Genomic DNA, 19,025 nt, shown 5'->3' on the forward strand with positions numbered 1-19,025 from the left:
TGCCTCAATGGACGCTTGGGGTTTTCATGACCATTGCGAAGTCTTCGGCGACCAGTTCGCTGACGGCGATGAGGATTTCCTCCCGGGAAAAGCCCGATGTCAGAGCGCGGTGGATCAGATCCTGCAGATCCGGGTCCACGACATCGCGGCAATCCTCGAGGCGTTCTTCCGAAACGGTGAGGCTATTGAGTTCGTCCATTGTCTGTCCTTTCGGGCAATGTGCCCACTGAAGTCCGGAAAATCCGGTTGGGCATGGTTGCTAACGGGCAGTGGTGACCCGCTTCGGGCCGGCAAGCAGGCCTTCACGTTGCATCTTCTTGCGTGCAGCCTTGCGCTGACGGCTGATCGCCTGCGCCTTTTCCCTGACGCGCCGTTCGGACGGCTTCTCATAGGCGCGCCGTTCCTTCATTTCACGGAACAGACCTTCGCGCTGCATTTTCTTTTTCAAGACCCTGAGCGCTTGATCGACATTATTGTCTCTGACGAGTACCTGCATTTCGAGTTCTCCTTGTTTGTGGCGCGACGATCGCCGCTCAGCCGAGCTGCTCGGCGATCAGAGCCCGCAATTCGCGGCGGGTGAGAAGGCAGGGAAACGGCTTCCAGTTCCTGGGAGCACTGCGGACAGCCTCGTCATCGTCACGTGGTTTCGCCGCCGCAACCGCGGCGGCTGTATTTATGTGGTTCAAAAAGAAATCCTTTGCCGATCTCGGCCGGCATCATCGATTGTTGTGGGATTGCCCGTCACGCAGCCATAACCGTGCGCAGGGATGAGCAAGCGCTCAATCATGAGCCAGCAAGGGCTCAGATTTCCGCCTGATCTGGTATTCAAGCAACATAGGTATCGGCGGGCACAATTGCAACGGACAGCCCGGATGGCATGACGCGGGCGTCGCCAATCGCCTTCAGATATACTCTGCACCATCTTATTCAAGTTAGCCGGGTATAGTTTCTGTCGAATTTTCTTCAATTTGGCTTGAAAGTGACATTATTCCGCCGGAATGGAAGCAACGGAGAGATCCGCATCGAAATTAACCTTCTGTTAAATAGACCATTGACTTGTAGTATTAATAGGTTGTTAAAGGAGCCGCTCGCTGAGGTCGAAATTGACCCGCCAATAAACAATTTGAGGAGAGTGCAATGGCTTCGCCAATTCATGCAACTGATGATAGTGCAACATTTAAAGAAACCGACGTTATTTCCGGAAATCTGCTTTCCAACGATTCCTCCGACAACGGCCACCTGTTCCTGCGCGCCTTTGATGGCGCAAGCGTTGGCGCCAAGAGCGGCAACAGCCAGGTCACCGAGATCCAGGGCGACTACGGCACCTTCTTCGTCAAGCCCGATGGCAGCTACACCTATGTCCTGAGCGATGCGGCCAAGATCGGCTTCACCAACGGTGAATTGCTCCAGGAGAAGGTCTCGTACAAGATTTCCGACGGCAGCGGTCATACCGATGTCGGCCTGTTCACTCTGAACATCCAGGGCGTAACCCAGGTAAAGCCGATTGCTGTCGACGACCACTACAGCTTCAACGAAGGTAGCGCCATCGGCGGCAACGTTCTGGACAACGACATTGCCGGCGACAACGGCAAGCTCTTCCTTCGTCAGTTCGACGGCACGAACGTCAGCGCCAAGGGCGGCGTCGACGCTGTTACCGACATCGTCGGCGACCATGGCATCTTCCACGTCAAGCCGAATGGCGAATTCACCTACACGCTGACCGAAGACCTGACTGCCGGCCAGAACGTCACGGAAACCGTCCAGTACTACAAGATCTCCGATGGCGAAGGCCACACGGATGTTGGCGTTCTGACGCTCAACATCACGGGCACCGACGCTCATCTCGCTTGATCACTTGCGATAAATCAGTGAGAGACACCGCCCGCCGCGCAATCGGCGGGCGTTTTCATATATCGGCTTGTCATATTCAGCCGGTCTGCAAAGCGGCATAATACTTTTTAGCTAGTTCTTATAAATGCCGGGGCGGCGTAGTCTCGTTGTTCGGAGGACACGCCGTTGACCGAACACATCGAACCCAGGCAAATGGAAACAGACGATCTGACGAAAGTCTGGTCCGTGACCGAGTTTTGCGCGCGTCACCGCATAGGTACCGAGGAACAAGCGCTGCTCCTCAAACTTTTCGGGCCGTTCGCGACTGCCTCCGAGCTGATCCACAATGCCAAGCGCGCCCCAAGATTTAGATAAGGGGCGCTCGACCTGGTCGCCTGCTTGGGGACCGCCTATGGGCTCCGGCTCGCGACGCTAGGCCTGCTTTCCGGCCACCTCTCGTCCGGCACGTATCACTGCGTCTGTGGTGATATCGAACTTCTTGTAAACGTCATGGATTTTGCCGGATGCTCCGAATTCTTGCATGCCGACGAATACGCCGTCCAAGCCGAGATAGCGGTCCCAGGAATCCTGCACGGCTGCTTCGACGGCGACCCTGGCTCGGCTGCCGCCCAGCACCGATTTCTTGTAGGCGGCATCCTGCTTCTCGAACAGCAGCCTGCACGGCATCGAAACAACGGCGGTGCGAATACCCTCGTCCTGCAGCACCGAGCGGGCTTCGACCGCCAGATGCAGTTCCGAGCCGGAGGCAAGGATCGTCAGTTGCCGCTCGCCGCCTTCAGCTTCCTGGAGAACGTAGGCTCCCCTTGCCGAGCGGTTCGCGTCGGACGGGTCGCGGCGTAAAAGCGGCATTGGCTGGCGGGACAGAGCAATCAGTGCTGCCTGCCGCGGCGCATCCATGATCGCCTCCCAGCACTCGGCCGTTTCGATCGGATCGCCCGGGCGATAGACGGCGAGCCGGGGAATGGCGCGCAATGCGCTCAGATGTTCGATCGGCTGATGTGTCGGCCCGTCCTCGCCCAATCCGATCGAGTCATGTGTCATCACGAAGATCGAACGCACCTCCATTATCGCCGCGAGCCGGATCGCCGGGCGGCAATAGTCGGAAAATGTCAGGAACGTGCCGCCATAGGGAATAAGCCCTCCATGCAGCGCCAGGCCGTTCATCGCCGCCGCCATGCCATGCTCGCGGACACCATAGTGGAGATAGGATCCGCCATATTCCCCGGGCTTGATCTCGACCTGGTTCTTGGCCTTGGTGTTGTTTGAAGGCGTCAGATCCGCCGAGCCGCCAAGAAGCTCGGGGATCGCATCGAAGAGATGGTTGAGCACGATGCCGCTCGCCTGACGGGTGGCGAGATCCTTTTCGGAACCTGAAAGTTCCTGCTTTGCCGCAGCAATGGCAGCGCGCCAACCGGACGGCAGTTCTCCGTTCATACGCCGCTCAAAATCGTCTCGCTTGTCCGGCGACGCGGTCTGGACACGGACCGCCCATGCCATCCGCGCCGGCCCGCCTTTCGCGCCGATCTTTCGCCAGTCATTGAGAAGCGCTTCCGGTATTTCGAAGGGAGGCGATGTCCAACCGAGGATCTTGCGGGCCCCGGCGATCTCGTCTTCACCAGGCGCGTCGCTATGGGCCTTCTGCGTTCCCGCCCTGGTCGGGAAACCGAAGCCGATGATGGTTTTGCAGGCAATCATCGACGGCCGATCCGTCACCTTCTGCGCTTCGATGATTGCGGCGCGGATCGCATCGGTATCGTGACCGTCGATTTGCTGGACATGCCAGTTCGCCGCGCGGAAACGCGCCGGATGGTCATCGGATTCAGCAAGGCTGGTCGCACCGTCGATCGAGATCGAGTTGTCGTCCCAGAAGGCGATGAGCTTGCCGAGCTTCAGATGTCCGGCAAGCGATATCGCCTCGTGGCTGATGCCTTCCATCAGGCAGCCGTCACCCAGGAAGACATAGGTGTGGTGATTGACCAGATTGTCGCCGAACGAGGCATTCATGATCCGCTCGCCGAGTGCGAGACCGACAGAATTTGCAATCCCCTGCCCCAGCGGACCGGTGGTCGTTTCGATGCCGGTGGCGTGGCGATATTCGGGGTGACCCGCCGTGCGGCTGTCGATCTGGCGGAAGCGTTTGATCTCTTCGATGGTCATGTCCTTGTAGCCCGTCAGATAGAGCAGGCTATAGAGCAGCATTGAGCCGTGACCGTTGGAAATGACGAAGCGGTCGCGATCGAACCAATAGGGATCGGCGGCATCGAATTTCAGAAACTCGGAAAAAAGCACCGCCGCGATGTCGGCCATGCCCATCGGCATGCCGGGATGACCGCTCTTTGCCTGTTGAACCGCATCCATGGAGAGGAAACGGATGCAGTCGGCGAGATCCCGGAGGGGCTGATCCTTGGGAGCTGGGAATGTCTTCGGAGCTTGTGAGATGTCCGGCATTGGAGAAACTCCTTGGGGTACCTGGATTATGAAGGCAGAGACCGTCTGCCTCGCTATCTCGTTCACCGTGATCGTGAGAGCTCGCCACGGCGAATTTGACGGGTCCAGTTAACCTAGTGCGGAGTTTTCAGTTGTGGATAGCATCCGCGCCAGGAAGGACCGCTTTCCGGGACCTGATCACGCGGCGCTACCATTATCCTGTTCTGTCAAGGGAGTGCGTCTGGTTGAAAAAACCCTTACAGTGCAGGGCGGAGCGCGCCACGACGTCACCTGATCGGGTGACGCTCGCTGCCTCGCCTCCCCTTAGACATTTATGCAGTGATCGAAATAAAGCATTCGTCGCAATTGGCGAAACCATCGTCGTGAAAACGAGAGGCGCTGATATGGATCATGTCGACATCATTGATGCTGTCTATCAGGCTGCAGTCCATTCCGAGCAATGGCCGGACACCCTGTGCTCGATCGTCGATTATGTCGGCGCCGTCGCCGGAAATATTGTCTATCAGGCGCCGGGTGGCCGTGGCAGCTTTCTGATCCCCGGTCGCATGCGGGAAGACTTGAACACGCTCTATCTTCAGAATTACACGGGCAACCCCTATGCCCGCGCATTCGAGAAGGTAAGACCGGGCGAGATTGCGATCGGCAACAGCCTGATCGATGCGGAGGCCGTGCGGCATTCCGCATTTTATGCCGATATCTGTGAGCCGCAGAACATCTTCAATCAACTCTTCCTGCCGCATGCCAGCCTGCACGAGCGCGGAGGCATTGGCGGAGTGGCGCTGTTTCTGTCTCGTCAACAGCACGAGCACGCCGCCGAGGCGGCGGCACGCCTGAAGCTGCTGAGCCCGCATATGGCACGCGCCATCGACCTTTCCTTTCAGATAAACAAGATCAATCGTGCGCCCGAACTGCCGCAACGATTGATCGATGCGATACCGGATGCCGCCGTGCTGATCGACGGGCGAGGCGCAGTCCTCCTCCTGAATGCGGCAGCCGAGACGCTGCTCAGGCAGGCCGACGGCATTTTCCTCAGCCGGTCGGAGAGACCCGCGCTTGCCGCCCATATTTCCGAAACGGCGACGCGCCTGGCAACCGCCATCCGCCAGGCTTTGCTGATAGCCCATGGCGAAGACACGCCTTTCGAAGGCGCATTGGCGATCTCCCGGCCATCGGGCTTGCCGCCCTATCTGATGATGATCACGCCGCTTGCGCCCACGGCGATTTCCACGTGGGATGCGACCGACAGCGGAGCACGCGTCCTCATTCATATCGTCGATCCGGAAGCAAAGACGCGGCGGCAAGCGCAACAACTGCAACACATCTTCGGCCTGACCGACGCTGAAACCCGGGTCGCCGCACTGATCGGCACCGGAATGAACCTGCCTGAGATTGCCCTCGCTCTCGGGATCTCCTCCAACACGGTGAAGACACATGCCGGCCGATGCTTCGGCAAGGCCGGCGTGCGATCTCAGGCAGCGCTCGCCAGGCTGATTGCCTCGATCCCGATTGCCGAAAAGAGAGCGCCGACGCCGACAGGCTCGCACGGGAGAAGCTCGCCGCGAGCCCCGTAAACTACAGGCTATTTTCGCACTCGATATGATCTGTCGAATTTCTCGATGATCCCGCAGCCGGCAATTTTCCTGAATTGCTCCTCACTCCCTGCACAAAATCTGCAATCCGGTCGGGCATCTCTATGCCATGAGCAAGAACGACATCCCGCCCCGCATCACACCGTCCGCTGTGCCGGACCGCCTCCGCAATGACGGATGGTGGCTGAAAGAGACGTGCCGGCCGCAGAGGGCTCCTTCCGAGGAGGTCTCGGTCCTCACAGCCCTGATGTCGGTGGCTCTCGTCAGCGGCAAGCTCATGCCTCGCAGCCTCACCGGCCTGCCTTTGGCGTTTTCCCGTTTCGCGCTCGTCATTCCCTTGCGGCTTGCCGAGGATGTCGGGAAATATGCAGCGTCTTTGGGAAATTGGGGGTGTCCGATACGTCGGCCTACCGTAGGCATCGCCACCCCCAACAGGCAGGCTTACTGGTTAGTTCTAACGAGATCGTTAGGCGTCAGTAGGTGAACCCGCCGTGTTTCATCTTTTGCGAAATCGATTAGGTCGGTCGAAAATGCTGCCTTGCTGAAGAGCAAGAAATGCTTTCCGGCCGTTCCTCTGCCGTATCTCGTTCTCTCGGATCTTTCACGTAGCTGTCTTAGATGCCCCATGTCGATATCGGCGTTTGTCCATTTGCACTCGCCGTAGAAATATTCGCCATTCAGGAGTCTTCCCGCAACGTCGATATCGAAGTCCGAATGTCCCCATATCTGGCCCAGTTCCTTTGCAGGAAGGCCGAGTTTTTCCTGGATATGGATCCTGGCGTACTCGAGCGCGATAGCTTCGAAGGCAATACCCATGTATTCCGAGAAGCCCGGCGCCACCACGTGTCTGTATACCTCCTCTCCAAAGCCACCGCTGATCGCGGTCAGGCTGGGCCGTACAAACCGATGCCAGAATGAGATCAGGCTGTCGTCGAGCCGAAACCTACGATTTCTCACCTTCTCATCCACATCCAACGACTTCGTATTCGATATCAGGTGGAGCGCCACCAGCTTCGCGGCGTACGGTGTAATTTTCTCTACCTTTACGCCCAGTCGGCTCGCGATCTCCGACGTCGTGTTGCAACCGTCGGCGATCGCCGCGAGGACGCTGGAGTAGAAGCCAGGCTCGTGAAGTTCAGTCTGGAGAAGCGTGTTCGGCTCGTCGACAAGAGTTCCAGTCTCGGTCAGCAGCAACTTGACCACGTTGTCCTTCAACGGAACGTCCGGGTTACAGAGTTGAAGATAATGCGGTATTCCCCCGAATATGGCGTAAGTGCTGATGATCGCTTCGGCGTCGTATTTCGGGAAAAAGCGCGCCACATCCGTGAGGGGGAGCTGTTTCATATCCAAGGACAGTGTCTGTCGTCCGTACAGTGGATTCCTTTCCGCCAACAGATCCTGCATCTGGGATATGGATGACCCGCAGAGAATGAGCTTCAGACCGCCATCCGCAGGTGCGCCAGAATCCCAGAATTTCTGCAGGATCGAAGGCAGCGCCGGGTCGCCGTCAAGCAGATATGGAAACTCGTCGATGGTGATCAGCAGGCCCGGATTGTTCCGCGTGTGCTCGGCAATGTAGTAGAAGACACCTTCCCAGCTCGGCAACGATTCAAGCACTGGCAGTGCACCTAAAACGTTTGCGACTTCGATCTTGAACTGCTCGAGGTTCAAAAGAGAGGAGACGCGTGTGGCCTGGAAGTAAATCTCCTTTCGGCTTTTGCCCAATTCGCGAAGAAACCTGGATTTGCCGACACGCCGCCGACCGTAGAGAATGACAAGTGATGGACGCGCGGCATCCAGCTCCTCTTTGAACCGCGCCAGCTCACGACCCCTGCCTAGAAACTTCATATGAAGCGCCCTTCAATTAACATAATTGATTTTATAGTAATTGAAATTATAGTAATCGTAAATAGTGTAATCCCGATATATAAGCGCAATAAGGTAGCATTTGACGCTTCCTCGATCTCGCCGGAAAACTGGTCGATCGCACCGAATATATCAGTTCCTTTGCCGCCCATGTCTCCCACGAGCTGAAATCGCCGCTGACGGCCATCCGGGGAGCCGCAGAGCTTTTACGCGACGATGACGTGGAAAGGCCGATGACGAAGGCTGAGCGTTTGCACTTTCTCGACAACATCGTCGCCGACGTCGTCCGGCTCGATGCATTGCTGCAGCGGCTGAGGGGCCTTGCACAAGCGGAATCGTCGGTGGCCGAGGGCAGCAGCAGCGTCGCAGACACCATATCCTCACTGCGCGAAAGATTTCCCGCCCTCAATATTTCCAGCCGAGGGGATACGGACATATCGATTGCTCTTCCTCCCGAGGCCGCAGGTATCGCCTTTGCCAACTTTGCCGAAAACGCCCTTCAGCACGGCGCCACGCTGTTGGAACTCAGAGTATCGGCCGACGCCCGAACAGCCGTCATTCTCGTCCGTGACGACGGCACCGGTATTTCCGAGGCAAATCGCCAACGCATCTTTCAGCCGTTCTTCTCAACCCGCCGCGAGCAGGGCGGTACCGGCATGGGCCTCGGTATCGTCCGCGCCATGCTGAGCTCCCATGGCGGTACGATCCGCCTGCTGCCGACGACCGGCGCCGGTGCCGAGTTCGAAATCACCATCCTGGGACCGAGCTGACGTTCCAGAGACTGATGGAGCACTGCGCCGAAAGACGATCCCCTGAGCAAGGCAATGTCTTCAAGCGAGTGGATCAGTTTCCAGGCTCTATCGCCGTCAGTGCAGCCTGCGCGATGACATCTGCAATGCGTTTTGACAGCGCCGGGTCGGAAGCAGCGCGGGCGAGGGTCACACCGCCACTGAGCATGGCGAGCAGCAAGATCGCCTGGTCTTCCCGGCGCCTTTCGGATTGACCCGATATCTCACCCTCCGGCAAGCCGACCGCAACTTCCTCGATGAGACGTTTGAGTTCTGCCGTATAGGCGCTTCGTGTTTCATCGTCTGCGCGCATCACGTCGGGGGAAAGGCTCGGCAGAGCGCAGCTCTCGCCCAGATCGCAGGTTCTTTTATAGCCGAGATAGTAGCCGACGAATGTCGTCAGCCAGTCTTTCGGTTGACTGGCCTTTAGCGCCGCAATTCCTTGCCGCAGCTCTTCGAGGCCCGCCAGCACGGCGGTGCGAAAGGCTTCGCCCTTGGACTTGAAATGTCCGTAGAAGGCACCGTTGGTCACGCCTGCCGCCTTGGTCAATGCATCGATGCCTGCGCCGCCATAGCCTTCCTGTCTGAAAACCCGTCCAGCCGCGGCAATGACGCGCGTTCGGGTCTCCTGCTTATGTTCGGCACTGTATCGCATGTATGTCCCTTTTAAGAGCGATCGCTCTTTATGTCTTGCTAAGAGAGTGATCGATGTGTATGCATAAAGAGTGATCGGTATATATCAGAAGCGGTCACGGTTCAAACAGGGAGATATACGATGCCTATCACACTCACCGTGCCTGAAGGCCTGCTTTCGCAACGGGCTCAGGCCCAAGCCTTTGCCGGATTGACGGAGGCAGTGCTCGATGCCGCCGGCTTGACCGGCAATGACTTCATGACAGCCAATATTATCGGTACGATCAACGTGCTGCCGCGGGAGCATGTGCTTGCTGGGGGAGAGCCGATCGATGCAGCCTTCGTCGAGCTCAAGCTGCCTGAGATGGCGCTGGTGAGCGCTGAAGCAAAACAGTGCTTCTTCGAAAAAGCGGCCGATGTGATCGAACAGGCCGCCGAAGGCCGGCTCAAGCGCGAACATATATGGTCGAACATCGTCTACGCGCCTGAAGGGGCCTGGGGTATCGCCGGCCGCAGCTATAACAATGCCGATCTCGTCGGCGCCATCCGGGGTGCGGTTGCCGCCTCGTAACGATCGCGGCGTACGCTCGGAAATCTCAGACTTGATGCAACGCCGGGCCGGCGACACCAAGACGTCACGGTCCGGCGACTTGACGGAGCCAAGCCATGCAGCTTGCCAACTATCTGTTCTTTTCCACCGGTTGCGAAGAGGCGCTTGCTTTCTACACCGAATGCGGGCTTGGCAAGATCACGCAATTGAAGCGCCATGGCGCAGACGGGATGCCCGTTGCCACCGACGCCATGCGGGGCAAGGTGATGCATGCCCGCTTCGAAGGACCCGATGTTCTTTTCTTCGCTTCGGACAATCATGATGCCGAGCCGATGCGAGGCTCCGCCCACATGCTGATCATGGACGACCGCGACAGTACCGACAGCCTCTTCGCACGGCTGGCCGAGGGCGGCAAGATCACGACACCACTCGCCGTCCAGCCATGGGGAAGCTATTACGGCAAGCTCACGGATCGCTTTGGTGTCCAGTGGATGCTCGATTGCCTAGAGCATGATGCCGAAAAGTGTGAGCGGTTTTCGGACGACACCCTGTTCTAGCCTGAGCATGTGCTCTGCGCGAGTGTGAGACGATAACGCCCCGATACCCGCGAAGTGTCGGCGTCTGTGTAGCAATCATTCAGAACATCGCGCGCAGAGGACAATCGGCAGGATGGCAGAGGAGAAACTCGCCCCCAACCAAGCGGCTGCGAGCCACCCTCCCCCAATCCCGTCTTCGCGTTTCAGCGCGTCGTATAACCGCCGTCGATAACCAGCACTTCGCCGGTGACATAACTTGCCGCTGCCGAACAGAGGAACAAGGCGGCACCCGCCACCTCCTCCGGCTGCCCGACGCGTCCCATCGGGGTCATGCTGCGCCAAGTCGGGAACCAGTCGGGATTGTCGATGCCGCCGCGCGACAGATCGGTCTCGATATAGCCGGGGGCGATGGCGTTGACGCGGATGTTTTCAGCGGCAACCTCGCTGGCGAGGCTCTTCGTCATCATGTGGACCGCCGCCTTGGAGGTGTTGTAGGCGACCTGGTTCTGCGGAATGTTGGACACGATCCCCGACATCGAGCCGATATTGAGGATGACGCCGCCGCCCTGGCGCCGCATGGGTGCGAGTGCGGCGCGGCAGGCGCGGAAGACGGCGTCGACATTGACGGTCATGATCTCGCGCCAGATGGCATCGGAGAACTCGCCGCTGTCGCCATGAATGGCGATACCGGCATTGTTGACGAGGATGTCGAGCCGCCCCGCCCGTGAGAGGCTCTCAGTGACGAGTTCGTCGGCAGCACTTTCCTTCATCAGGTCGGCGGCAACGAAATCGCAATCGACGCCGGCCTTGGAGAGCCGGTCTTCCGCCGCTGCATTGCGGGTTCGGCCCGTGATGATGACTTTGGCGCCCGCCTCGCCGAGCGCCTCGGCGATGGCAAGCCCGATGCCGCGCGTGCCGCCGGTCACCAGTGCCACCTGTCCGTTCAGGCGAAATCTGTCGAAGATCATGGCCGTTTCCTCTTGAGTAGGCGTTCCGCGATTGTTGAAGGCGATCGCACTTTCGTCAGATGTCGGCGCTTTGCGGCAGAATGACAAGATCGCGGATCGTGATGTTGCGTGGGCGCGTCAGCATGAAGAGGACCGCTTCTGCCACTTCGTTCGCCTCCATCAGGCCGCCCGCGGCGAGCGCCTCATCCAGCTTCTCCTGCGGCCAATCGCTGAGAAGGGCGGTGACCACGGGGCCAGGAGCGACGGCGCCGACGCGCAAGCCATGCTTGGCCACCTGCCGCCTCAGCGTATGGACGAATGCCTGGACCGCATGTTTCGAGGCCGTGTAAATTGGCTCCCAGACGACCGGGATCATGCCGGCAACGGAACTCGTCAGGATGATATCGCCGGTCTTGCGCTCGACCATATGCGGCAGAACGGCATGCACCGAACGGAATGCGGCATTGATGTTCAGATTGAGCATCCGGTCCCAGGCATCAGGATCTCCGCCCAGCACTTCGCCGCCGATATAAGAGCCGGCATTGGCATGGAAGATATCCAGCTGGCCGGCTTTTTCCAGAATCTCAGGCATCATCCGTGCGACGCTTTTCGGATCCGTGAGATCAATGACCAAGGGAATGGCGTTGGCGTCGAGTTTCGAGCAGATTTCCTTCAAGGCGTCTTCATTTCGGTCGACCAGCACGACCCGAGCGCCCGCGACAAGCAAAGCCTTGGCGCATTCAAGGCCAATACCMGACGCCGCTCCGGTGACGGCCGCGACTTTTCCAGACAGATCCTGTCCCATTTTCTTCCTCTGTTTTCCTGGTTGGTTTAGGCTCGGCCGTGGGAGATCCGCGATCGGCGTGCCAGCGAGTCGACGATGACGGCGACGGCAAGGACGGCGCCGGTGATCATGTATCGAAGCGACGATGACAGATCGAGAAGCGTCAACCCACTGGCAATGGACTGAATGACGATGATGCCGAGAAGGGCTGAATAGGCACTGCCGCGCCCCCCGAACAGGCTCGTGCCGCCGATGACCGCCGCGGCGATGGCGTTGAGATTGACGTCGCCGGTGCCGGCTTGCTGACTTGCCGTTGCCAGCCGGGCGGCAGAGAGAACGCCGCCGGTTGCCGCAAGCAGAGCGCACATGACGAAGGCGCTCGTATAGATGCGCGAGACGTTGATGCCCGAGCGGCGCGCTGCTTCCCTGTTGCCGCCGACGGCATGCATCGAGCGCCCCCATTTGGTGCGCGTCAGCGCATAATTCATGGCGGCGGTGAGCCCGACGAAAAGGCCGAACATCCACGGAATGCCGCGCGACTGGTTGAGATAGAATGCGACAGCTTCCAGGGCGAGTGTGATGATGACGGCGCGCAGAAGCAGCCCGCGGGCCGATTTCGCCGACAGTCCGGCCGCCCGCCGGCGCGCCGACGTACGGTAGCTGGCGACGAAGTAGGCAATGCCGGCAAGTGCCACCAGCAGATAGGCGATCGGGTCCGGCATGACCATGATCTGGCCGAAACTCACCAGCCAGGAACCATAGGGAAGATTGATCGAACCGGTCGCTCCGAGGATATAGAGCTGCAGGCCGAGAACCGCGAGCAGCCCGGACAGCGTGGACACGAAACTCGGCATGCCGAAGCGGTTGAAGACAAACGCGTAGAGCGAGCCGATCAGGGCGCCGACAATCATGGCGGCGAGGACTGCCAGGACCACTGGCCAACCCTGATTGACCCAGAAGACGCCGACCAACGCCGAGGCAAAGCCGCTGACGGAGCCGACGGAAAGGTCGATCTCACCCACCATCAGGATGCAGACGATACCCAGCGAGATGACGCCGACTGTCGAGCAATCGAACAGCATGTTGACGAGGTTGCTGCTGGAGAGAAACACCGGATTGAGCGCCTGGAACACCGTCCAGATGATCGCCAGGCCGACAATGACCGGCAGTGAACCGAGATCGCCGGAGCGGATGCGATCCCAAAAGGCCTGGATCGAGCCGCCGAAACTGTCGTCATGGTGCACTCTCTCATCACGCCGGTCGAGCAGCGCCGGTGCCGCCGGATCATTCTCGATGGTCTTCATCATGGCCTGCCCTCCTCGTTCTGCTGGCTCTGCGCCTGGCGGCGCGACGCGCGGCGGGAGACGGAATTGTTGGATGCACCGGTGATGGCGCTGACGAGCTGCTCGTTGGATGCGTCAGGCGGCATGGTGCCATTGTTGCGGCCGAGGCGAAGGACGACAATGCGATCGGCAACGGCGCGCACATCCTCCATGTTGTGGCTGATCATGATGACAGCGAGGCCGCGCTCCCGCACGCGCTCGATGAGGTCAAGCACTTCAGCGGTCTGGGCAACACCGAGTGCAGCCGTGGGTTCGTCGAGCATGATCAGTTTCGGCTCGAGCAGAAGCGATCGAGCGATCGCCACTGTTTGGCGCTGTCCGCCGGAAAGCGAGGCGACGGGCTCGCGCACACTTGGAATGCGGGCCGAAAGCTCGTTCAAGAGCTGCCAGGCCCGGATCTCCATGGCCACCTCATCGAGCTGATAGGGGCTGAGCTCCTTGCCGAGAAAGATGTTGGCGACGACGTCGAGATTTTCGCAAAGTGCCAAATCCTGGAACACCGTTGCAATGCCGAGCCCGAGAGCAGCACTTGGGCTCGGCAGGTTCACCGGCCTGCCCTCAAACAGGATCGTGCCCGAGCTTGGCTGGTGCACGCCGGCCAGGATCTTGACCAGCGTCGATTTGCCGGCGCCGTTGTCGCCCACCAGCGCCACGACCTCGCCGGCATGCACGTCGAGTTCGATATCGGTGAGCGCCGACACCGCCCCGAAATTCTTCGATATTCCCCGCAGACTGAGCACAGGCTGACGGGAAGGGTCAGGAATATGAGAGGTTTCAGACATCGCCTGGCCTTTCGAAAAAAGCGAAGATCGGAAGCGCGACCGGTGGCCCGGCCGCGCTTTCCCTTGGCTCGATTACTTCGTGATGCCGAGCCTCTTGCAGCCGTCGGCATAGCGGCCGGTGCACAGCTCCTCGGCGGTGTTGATCTTCTTGTCGATGATCTCGGCCTTGAGGTTTTCGGCAGTGACGACCGCAGGTACAAAGAGCTGTGCGGGCGTGTCGTAGAGCGTCATTTCGGCCTTCGGCGTTTCTCCGGCCAGGAGCTTCACGGCGACGTCGGCAGCGGCAGCCGCGACGATTTCGCTGGGCTTCGAGATCGTATTGTACTGATCCCCTGATATGATCAGCTGCAGCGCGGCGATCGTCGCATCATTGCCGGTCACCGGCGGCACGGGATCGACACCCGCCGCCTTGAAGGCTGCGATGGCGCCGCCACCGGTGCCGTCATTGGCGGCGACCACGCCGACGATCTGTTTACCGAAACGGGTGATCTGGCCGCCGGCCCATTGCTGGGCGTTGGCGGGCTGCCAGTTGGGCGTGTCGAATTCGGCAAGCGTCTTGTATCCACCGCTCGCCAGACCCTCGTGAATACCGTCCTTGATCAGCCCGGCAGCCGCATCAGTCGGCGAACCGTTGATCTGCAGGATGCCGCCGCCATCGGTCGGCACGTTCTCAGCCTTCAGATGCTGGACGAGCGATTCCGCAATTGCCTTGCCGATCGCCTTGTTATCGAAGGAGACGTAGAAATCGGCCTTGCCCTTCGGGATAGGACGGTCATAGGCAATGACCTTGACCCCCTGGCTCTGTGCGAGCTGGACGAGCGATGCGGCCGCCGCCGAATCCACCGGGTCCAGCACGATGACCTTGGCGCCTTGCGTGATGGCCGAATTGAACTGTTGCTGCTGTTTTGCAATATCGGCATCGGCGTTCTGATAGAGAACCTTGCACGACGCGCAAAGCTTCTTCATTTCCGCGACGAAGCCCGGGTGATCGTGSTCCTCGTAGCGGGTTGAGCCCTGGTCGGGCATGAGGAATGCCACTGTCGCATCCGCAACGGCCGTTTGCGCAAAGGCGGAAGTACCACCCAGCAAGGACAGGACAAATACCGCGGCGCCTGCCGCTTTCGTTGAGAATTTCATCATTTCCATCTCCTCCCATTGGTAAAATTTGTGTAGGTTCGTGATTGCACTGTCTGCTGTGGCCGTTCGGCTGAATGAACGGTCGCGCCTGTCCCGGTGGTTTGACGTTTTTGAGGACAAGCATCTCCGATCGCGAGCCGCTCATCGCGTGCCAGCGTTCAAGTCAGTGTCAGTTTTCGTTCCTCCTCCTTGTCCTCCCTCGTCGCTTGGACCGTGCTCGTTCGGCTCCTCTAGGCCGCCTTTGCCACATTGATATTGTCGCCCAACAACCGCCGGAAACGCGAAGGCGTCATGCCCTTTTCCGCGAGAAACTGTCGGTTGAAGTTGGACAGATTGTTGAAGCCGACCTCGAAGCAGATATCGGTGATCGAGGCGTGGTCATCGCTCATCAGGATCTGACAGGCGAGATTGATGCGCAGGCGTTTCACATACTGTACCAGCGACATGCCGGTATGGCGTCGGAACGCGCGCGAAAAGGCGCCGGTCGATTGGTCAGCAATTGCCGCGAGATCAGCTTCGTCGAAGGATTTCGTCAGGTTCTCTCTGATATAGGCGAGCGCCTTGTTGATGCCGGCCGACATGTAGCCCGATGGATCGGGCAGATAGCTGGGGCTGGCGAGAAGCTGGGAATCCTGCGCCCGGCTGAGCAGGCCGACGATCATCATGAAGAGCTCGATACGACGCACACCGTGTGCCTGCTGCACCTCGTTCATCAGGGGAGCTACCTGCCGGCTGGTATCGGCGCCGAAGAGCACGCCGCGCCGCGAGGCTTCAAGAACCGGATCGAAGGACCCGAGTTCGGCCAGGACCTTCATCGTGCCGCTGATGAAATTCTCGCTGAACTGGATGAGCTGGCATCGAAGTGGAATGCTCGATCCTTTCGGGACATCGCTGATCCAGTTATGGGGAAGATTAGGCCCGGCAAGCACAAGGTTGCCCGGTTCGAATTCGCCGATGAAGTCGCCGACGAAATAGCGTCCCGTTGTCGCCACGACGAGATGAAGTTCGTATTCCGGATGAAAATGCCAGCGAACCGTATGGTAGGGATAGCCATGCGCCTTCGTTGCGAAAGATTCGCCGGGCCGGATCTGAATGACTTCCAAGTCAGGTTCCATTGTCTCCTCCTCCGAGGACGGTTCCAGGCCCGCCAGCCAAATTCCCTTTTTGGCTTTATTGTTGAAGGGGAGTGTAATGGGCTCATGTCACGCCCGCCACCACGATTCCCGGCTAAAACCGATACTTTTTTGACAATTGACGCTGCGCAGCCGGCGTAAAGACGACAGCAATCCGCATGCACATCGCCCAACGGCGTGCCTCAGGCCGCCAAGGCGGCAATCACGTTTCTGACCAGCGCAGAAGAGGACAGCCGGCTCGTGGCGCAGCTCGGAGCACCGATCGCGCCGACGCGCACGGAAACGCCACCACGCGCATTGGCGATCGCAAACATCGACTCGTCAGTCAGATCATCGCCGATGGTAATCGGGCAGCGGTTCTTGAACGGGTCGGACTGGAAGAACCGCTCCAGCGCATCGCCCTTGCTCGACCGGGCCGGACGCAGCTCGAATACCATCTTGCCGAGCTGCAATGCCCAGTTCGGCCCGGCGAGCTCGGCATAATGGTGCATGCGGTCTTCGAGCACCTTTTCATATTCGGGCGCCAGCCGGTAATGGGCGGCAACGGCCGCGCCCTTGTCCTCGATCAAGACGCCAGGATAGTGCTCGGCTTCCGCGGTCAGCGCATGCTTCAGTGCCTGAAACTCAGCTGTCGCCTCGACCGTCTGCATTCCTGCCGCGTTCCTGATTTCGGCGCCGTGAAGGCCTGCCGTCGGAAATTCAAAGGGTTTGAACAGCTCGTCTGCATAAGAAAGTGATCGGCCGGTGACCAGCGCCAAGGCGCCGCCGAGCTTGTTCGACAGGCGATGAAGTTGTCCCGGAAGCGCTTCTGGGACCTCGATCGCATCCGGCGTGGGCGCAAGATTGAGCAGCGTCCCGTCGATATCGAGAAACATCGCCCAGTGGTCGGGCTCTTCCAAGACCAGTGAAAGCATTTCCTGAGTAGCGTCGTCGTCCTGCACGGCATTCTCCAAACTCTGCAATCATTGAAGCTAGGTCGCCGGCCGACGAGGACAAGGTGGCCTTTCAGACTCCGGAACATACGGAGGCTAGTCCGCGTTGTATCACGCCGCCCGTTCGAGCACTCGCGCCGTAGAAGGTACATTGATGGCCAAAAGCAGTTCCGAGCCCCGTGATGAGGTCAATGCCCCGTTGGCGCATGGCGCGTTAAACCTGCCATTGGTGACGATCGACGACTACAACAACGAACTGCGTGACAAGGATGGTTTCGTTGGCGACAACGCCAACAAGAAGACTTTCCAGCAGAAGCTCGACGATTGGAGAAAACGCATCCGCAAGGTCGGAGACGACCCGATCGGCAAGACCGCGACAGCGAAGCTTTCCAAGAAGAAGATCGATGCCTTTCTGAAAGGCGACGATATGGAAGCGGCGGCTTTGGTCATGGGGGCGGTGGAGGACTTCGCCCAGGACTTTGCCGACGTGATCGGAAAGTTCCTGAAGGATAAGCGCTGGGTCAAGACGGAACGCATCGTCGTTGGCGGCGGCTTCCGGCAGAGCCGCTTTGGCGAGCTGGCGATCGCCAGGACCATGGTTATTCTCAAGGCGGCCGGCGTTGACGTCGAAGTCGTGCCGATCGTTCACCACCCCGATGAAGCCGGACTGATCGGCTCGGTCCATCTGATGCCGCGCTGGATGTTCAAAGGCCATGAGGCGATCCTGGCAGTCGATATCGGCGGCACGAATGTTCGCGCCGGCGTCGTTAAATTCGGAAAGGACGACGTGCCCAATTTCGCTGATGCGAGCGTCTGGGATTCAGCCATCTGGCGTCATGCCGACGACGAGCCGAGCCGCACGGCCACCATCGAGAAGTTGGCCGCGATGTTGCGCGATCTGATCGGCAAGGCCGAAAAGGCCAATCTCAAGCCGGCGCCTATCATCGGGATCGCATGCCCCGGCATCATCAAAGCCGATGGCTCCATCGAACGCGGTGGACAGAACCTTCCGGGCGGAAACTGGGAGAGCGACAGTTTCAACCTTCCCGCCGCACTGATGAAGGCCATTCCTGAGATCGGCGAGGACAGCACATTCGTGATGATGCACAACGACGCCGTCGTGCAAGGATTGTCGCAGATCCCTTTTATGAACGACGTGTCGAGATGGGCCGTGCTGACCATAGGCACAGGTTTGGGCAACGCTCGTTTCACCAATCGCGAGGGAACGAAGGCGCGATAGGCTCGACCTTTGACCCATGCAGCGCCCGCTGACGGGGCGCGGCATCGACCGCCGCGCCGCCGCACCGCCGCAGGCTCGGCCGGCGCCGGGGAGGATTATGGTAAACCGCAGGTAAACAAGAAGAAATTCGGCAGGCGGAAGCGAACTCGCCAATAGGTTCCGCTAGGAAAGAGTGCTGGTTGCGGAAGACAGGCTGGATCCGGGTTATCGCACCAGTGGCAAGGTCTGCGACACCAATGCAAAATCCAACCAGCGCTGTTGAGCATAACCGCCGAGACCTGATTCGCCTAGAACACTCTCTTCGCCGGGCATGACGCGGGAGCGGAGAACTGGGCAACCATCGCCTCGCTCATTGAGATGTACAAGCCCAATGCCGTCGATCCGCAAGCCTACCTGACCAACACGCTCGCCCCTATCGTCGATGGTCATAGGCAGAGCCAGATCAACTAACTCCTGCCGCGGAATT

General features: G+C 59.4%; 19 protein-coding genes and 2 pseudogenes. 8 read left to right on the forward strand and 13 right to left on the reverse strand.

Annotation, left to right across the window (positions count from 1 at the left end):
* Positions 1 to 4: 4 nt before the first annotated feature.
* Genes AC1ECN_RS14585 through AC1ECN_RS14595 form a run of 3 tightly spaced genes read right to left on the reverse strand, consistent with a single transcriptional unit; the run spans position 5 to position 686 of the window.
* Entirely contained in the window at positions 5 to 199 is a 195-nt protein-coding gene (locus AC1ECN_RS14585; RefSeq protein ID WP_018070633.1) for a hypothetical protein, read from the reverse strand.
* A gap of 60 nt (positions 200 to 259) precedes the next feature.
* The gene (gene rpsU, locus AC1ECN_RS14590; protein WP_018070632.1) at positions 260 to 496 is read right to left on the reverse strand and encodes a 30S ribosomal protein S21; all 237 of its coding nucleotides are present in this window, start codon (positions 494 to 496) and stop codon (positions 260 to 262) included.
* Positions 497 to 533: 37 nt separating this feature from the next.
* The gene (locus AC1ECN_RS14595) at positions 534 to 686 is read right to left on the reverse strand and encodes a hypothetical protein (RefSeq protein ID WP_165410353.1); all 153 of its coding nucleotides are present in this window, start codon (positions 684 to 686) and stop codon (positions 534 to 536) included.
* Between the two features lie 451 nt (positions 687 to 1,137).
* Between AC1ECN_RS14595 and rapA2 the strand changes: the two genes are divergently transcribed.
* Entirely contained in the window at positions 1,138 to 1,851 is a 714-nt protein-coding gene (rapA2, locus tag AC1ECN_RS14600; protein WP_130665949.1) for a calcium-binding lectin RapA2, read from the forward strand.
* Positions 1,852 to 2,016: 165 nt separating this feature from the next.
* Positions 2,017 to 2,205 (forward strand): hypothetical protein, encoded by a 189-nt coding sequence (locus tag AC1ECN_RS14605; protein ID WP_018070629.1) that lies wholly within the window; start codon positions 2,017 to 2,019, stop codon positions 2,203 to 2,205.
* Between the two features lie 57 nt (positions 2,206 to 2,262).
* Here AC1ECN_RS14605 and tkt read toward each other — a convergent pair whose 3' ends face one another.
* Positions 2,263 to 4,299 carry a transketolase gene (gene tkt, locus AC1ECN_RS14610; protein ID WP_477953358.1) on the reverse strand — a complete coding sequence of 679 codons (2,037 nt, stop codon included), beginning with the start codon at positions 4,297 to 4,299 and terminating at the stop codon, positions 2,263 to 2,265.
* A gap of 278 nt (positions 4,300 to 4,577) precedes the next feature.
* Between tkt and AC1ECN_RS14615 the strand changes: the two genes are divergently transcribed.
* Positions 4,578 to 5,870: a helix-turn-helix transcriptional regulator gene (locus tag AC1ECN_RS14615; RefSeq protein WP_163861754.1), complete on the forward strand. Its 1,293-nt coding sequence runs from the start codon at positions 4,578 to 4,580 to the stop codon at positions 5,868 to 5,870.
* 459 nt (positions 5,871 to 6,329) lie between these two features.
* Here the strand turns inward: AC1ECN_RS14615 and AC1ECN_RS14620 are convergent, their stop codons facing one another.
* A complete protein-coding gene (locus tag AC1ECN_RS14620; RefSeq protein ID WP_477953359.1) occupies positions 6,330 to 7,736 on the reverse strand; it encodes an ATP-binding protein in 1,407 nt (468 codons plus the stop codon).
* Between the two features lie 107 nt (positions 7,737 to 7,843).
* Between AC1ECN_RS14620 and AC1ECN_RS14625 the strand changes: the two are divergent.
* Positions 7,844 to 8,524: pseudogene (locus AC1ECN_RS14625) on the forward strand (sensor histidine kinase); the annotation flags it as partial.
* A 73-nt stretch (positions 8,525 to 8,597) separates the two neighbouring features.
* On the opposite strand, the gene AC1ECN_RS14630 reads toward AC1ECN_RS14625, so the two are convergent.
* Entirely contained in the window at positions 8,598 to 9,197 is a 600-nt protein-coding gene (locus AC1ECN_RS14630; RefSeq protein WP_027688608.1) for a TetR/AcrR family transcriptional regulator, read from the reverse strand.
* Between the two features lie 120 nt (positions 9,198 to 9,317).
* Here AC1ECN_RS14630 and AC1ECN_RS14635 point away from each other — a divergent pair, with 120 nt between their 5' ends.
* Together AC1ECN_RS14635 and AC1ECN_RS14640 are read left to right on the forward strand one after the other, a co-directional pair.
* The gene (locus tag AC1ECN_RS14635; protein ID WP_018070623.1) at positions 9,318 to 9,746 is read left to right on the forward strand and encodes a hypothetical protein; all 429 of its coding nucleotides are present in this window, start codon (positions 9,318 to 9,320) and stop codon (positions 9,744 to 9,746) included.
* 95 nt (positions 9,747 to 9,841) lie between these two features.
* Complete coding sequence (locus tag AC1ECN_RS14640) at positions 9,842 to 10,282, forward strand: VOC family protein (RefSeq protein ID WP_477953362.1); 441 nt, start codon at positions 9,842 to 9,844, stop codon at positions 10,280 to 10,282.
* Between the two features lie 182 nt (positions 10,283 to 10,464).
* Here AC1ECN_RS14640 and AC1ECN_RS14645 read toward each other — a convergent pair whose 3' ends face one another.
* The 7 genes from AC1ECN_RS14645 to otsB form a co-directional block, all read right to left on the reverse strand.
* A complete protein-coding gene (locus AC1ECN_RS14645; RefSeq protein ID WP_130698809.1) occupies positions 10,465 to 11,229 on the reverse strand; it encodes an SDR family NAD(P)-dependent oxidoreductase in 765 nt (254 codons plus the stop codon).
* A gap of 55 nt (positions 11,230 to 11,284) precedes the next feature.
* The gene (locus tag AC1ECN_RS14650) at positions 11,285 to 12,013 is read right to left on the reverse strand and encodes an SDR family oxidoreductase (RefSeq protein ID WP_018070620.1); all 729 of its coding nucleotides are present in this window, start codon (positions 12,011 to 12,013) and stop codon (positions 11,285 to 11,287) included.
* Positions 12,014 to 12,039: 26 nt separating this feature from the next.
* On the reverse strand, positions 12,040 to 13,299 hold the full coding sequence (locus AC1ECN_RS14655; protein WP_130658029.1) for a sugar ABC transporter permease: 1,260 nt from the start codon (positions 13,297 to 13,299) through the stop codon (positions 12,040 to 12,042).
* Positions 13,296 to 14,117, reverse strand: a complete 822-nt coding sequence (locus AC1ECN_RS14660; protein ID WP_018070618.1) for an ATP-binding cassette domain-containing protein — start codon at positions 14,115 to 14,117, stop codon at positions 13,296 to 13,298. Before AC1ECN_RS14660 ends, AC1ECN_RS14655 begins: the two co-directional genes overlap by 4 nt.
* A 72-nt stretch (positions 14,118 to 14,189) precedes the next feature.
* Complete coding sequence (locus tag AC1ECN_RS14665; RefSeq protein WP_477953366.1) at positions 14,190 to 15,263, reverse strand: ABC transporter substrate-binding protein; 1,074 nt, start codon at positions 15,261 to 15,263, stop codon at positions 14,190 to 14,192.
* A 221-nt stretch (positions 15,264 to 15,484) separates the two neighbouring features.
* Positions 15,485 to 16,369, reverse strand: a complete 885-nt coding sequence (locus AC1ECN_RS14670; protein ID WP_018070616.1) for a helix-turn-helix domain-containing protein — start codon at positions 16,367 to 16,369, stop codon at positions 15,485 to 15,487.
* Between the two features lie 200 nt (positions 16,370 to 16,569).
* Positions 16,570 to 17,349, reverse strand: coding sequence for a trehalose-phosphatase (otsB, locus tag AC1ECN_RS14675; protein WP_018070615.1), 780 nt, complete (start codon positions 17,347 to 17,349; stop codon positions 16,570 to 16,572).
* A 124-nt stretch (positions 17,350 to 17,473) separates the two neighbouring features.
* Between otsB and AC1ECN_RS14680 the strand changes: the two genes are divergently transcribed.
* Both AC1ECN_RS14680 and AC1ECN_RS14685 read left to right on the forward strand, forming a co-directional pair.
* Positions 17,474 to 18,559, forward strand: a complete 1,086-nt coding sequence (locus AC1ECN_RS14680) for an ROK family protein (protein ID WP_018070614.1) — start codon at positions 17,474 to 17,476, stop codon at positions 18,557 to 18,559.
* 291 nt (positions 18,560 to 18,850) lie between these two features.
* A pseudogene (locus tag AC1ECN_RS14685) lies at positions 18,851 to 19,009 on the forward strand (IS66 family transposase); the annotation flags it as partial.
* Positions 19,010 to 19,025 lie beyond the last annotated feature (16 nt).

It is taken from the genome of Rhizobium sp. 01N447_2, from assembly GCF_056399245.1.

Coding starts and splice junctions, on each gene's coding strand:
- AC1ECN_RS14585 (WP_018070633.1), bottom strand. CDS start 199: ATGGACGAACTCAATAGCCTCACCGTTTCGGAAGAACGCCTCGAGGAT.
- rpsU (WP_018070632.1), bottom strand. CDS start 496: ATGCAGGTACTCGTCAGAGACAATAATGTCGATCAAGCGCTCAGGGTC.
- rapA2 (WP_130665949.1), top strand. CDS start 1,138: ATGGCTTCGCCAATTCATGCAACTGATGATAGTGCAACATTTAAAGAA.
- tkt (WP_477953358.1), bottom strand. CDS start 4,299: ATGCCGGACATCTCACAAGCTCCGAAGACATTCCCAGCTCCCAAGGAT.
- AC1ECN_RS14620 (WP_477953359.1), bottom strand. CDS start 7,736: ATGAAGTTTCTAGGCAGGGGTCGTGAGCTGGCGCGGTTCAAAGAGGAG.
- AC1ECN_RS14630 (WP_027688608.1), bottom strand. CDS start 9,197: ATGCGATACAGTGCCGAACATAAGCAGGAGACCCGAACGCGCGTCATT.
- AC1ECN_RS14635 (WP_018070623.1), top strand. CDS start 9,318: ATGCCTATCACACTCACCGTGCCTGAAGGCCTGCTTTCGCAACGGGCT.
- AC1ECN_RS14640 (WP_477953362.1), top strand. CDS start 9,842: ATGCAGCTTGCCAACTATCTGTTCTTTTCCACCGGTTGCGAAGAGGCG.
- AC1ECN_RS14645 (WP_130698809.1), bottom strand. CDS start 11,229: ATGATCTTCGACAGATTTCGCCTGAACGGACAGGTGGCACTGGTGACC.
- AC1ECN_RS14655 (WP_130658029.1), bottom strand. CDS start 13,299: ATGATGAAGACCATCGAGAATGATCCGGCGGCACCGGCGCTGCTCGAC.
- AC1ECN_RS14660 (WP_018070618.1), bottom strand. CDS start 14,117: ATGTCTGAAACCTCTCATATTCCTGACCCTTCCCGTCAGCCTGTGCTC.
- AC1ECN_RS14670 (WP_018070616.1), bottom strand. CDS start 16,369: ATGGAACCTGACTTGGAAGTCATTCAGATCCGGCCCGGCGAATCTTTC.
- AC1ECN_RS14680 (WP_018070614.1), top strand. CDS start 17,474: ATGGCCAAAAGCAGTTCCGAGCCCCGTGATGAGGTCAATGCCCCGTTG.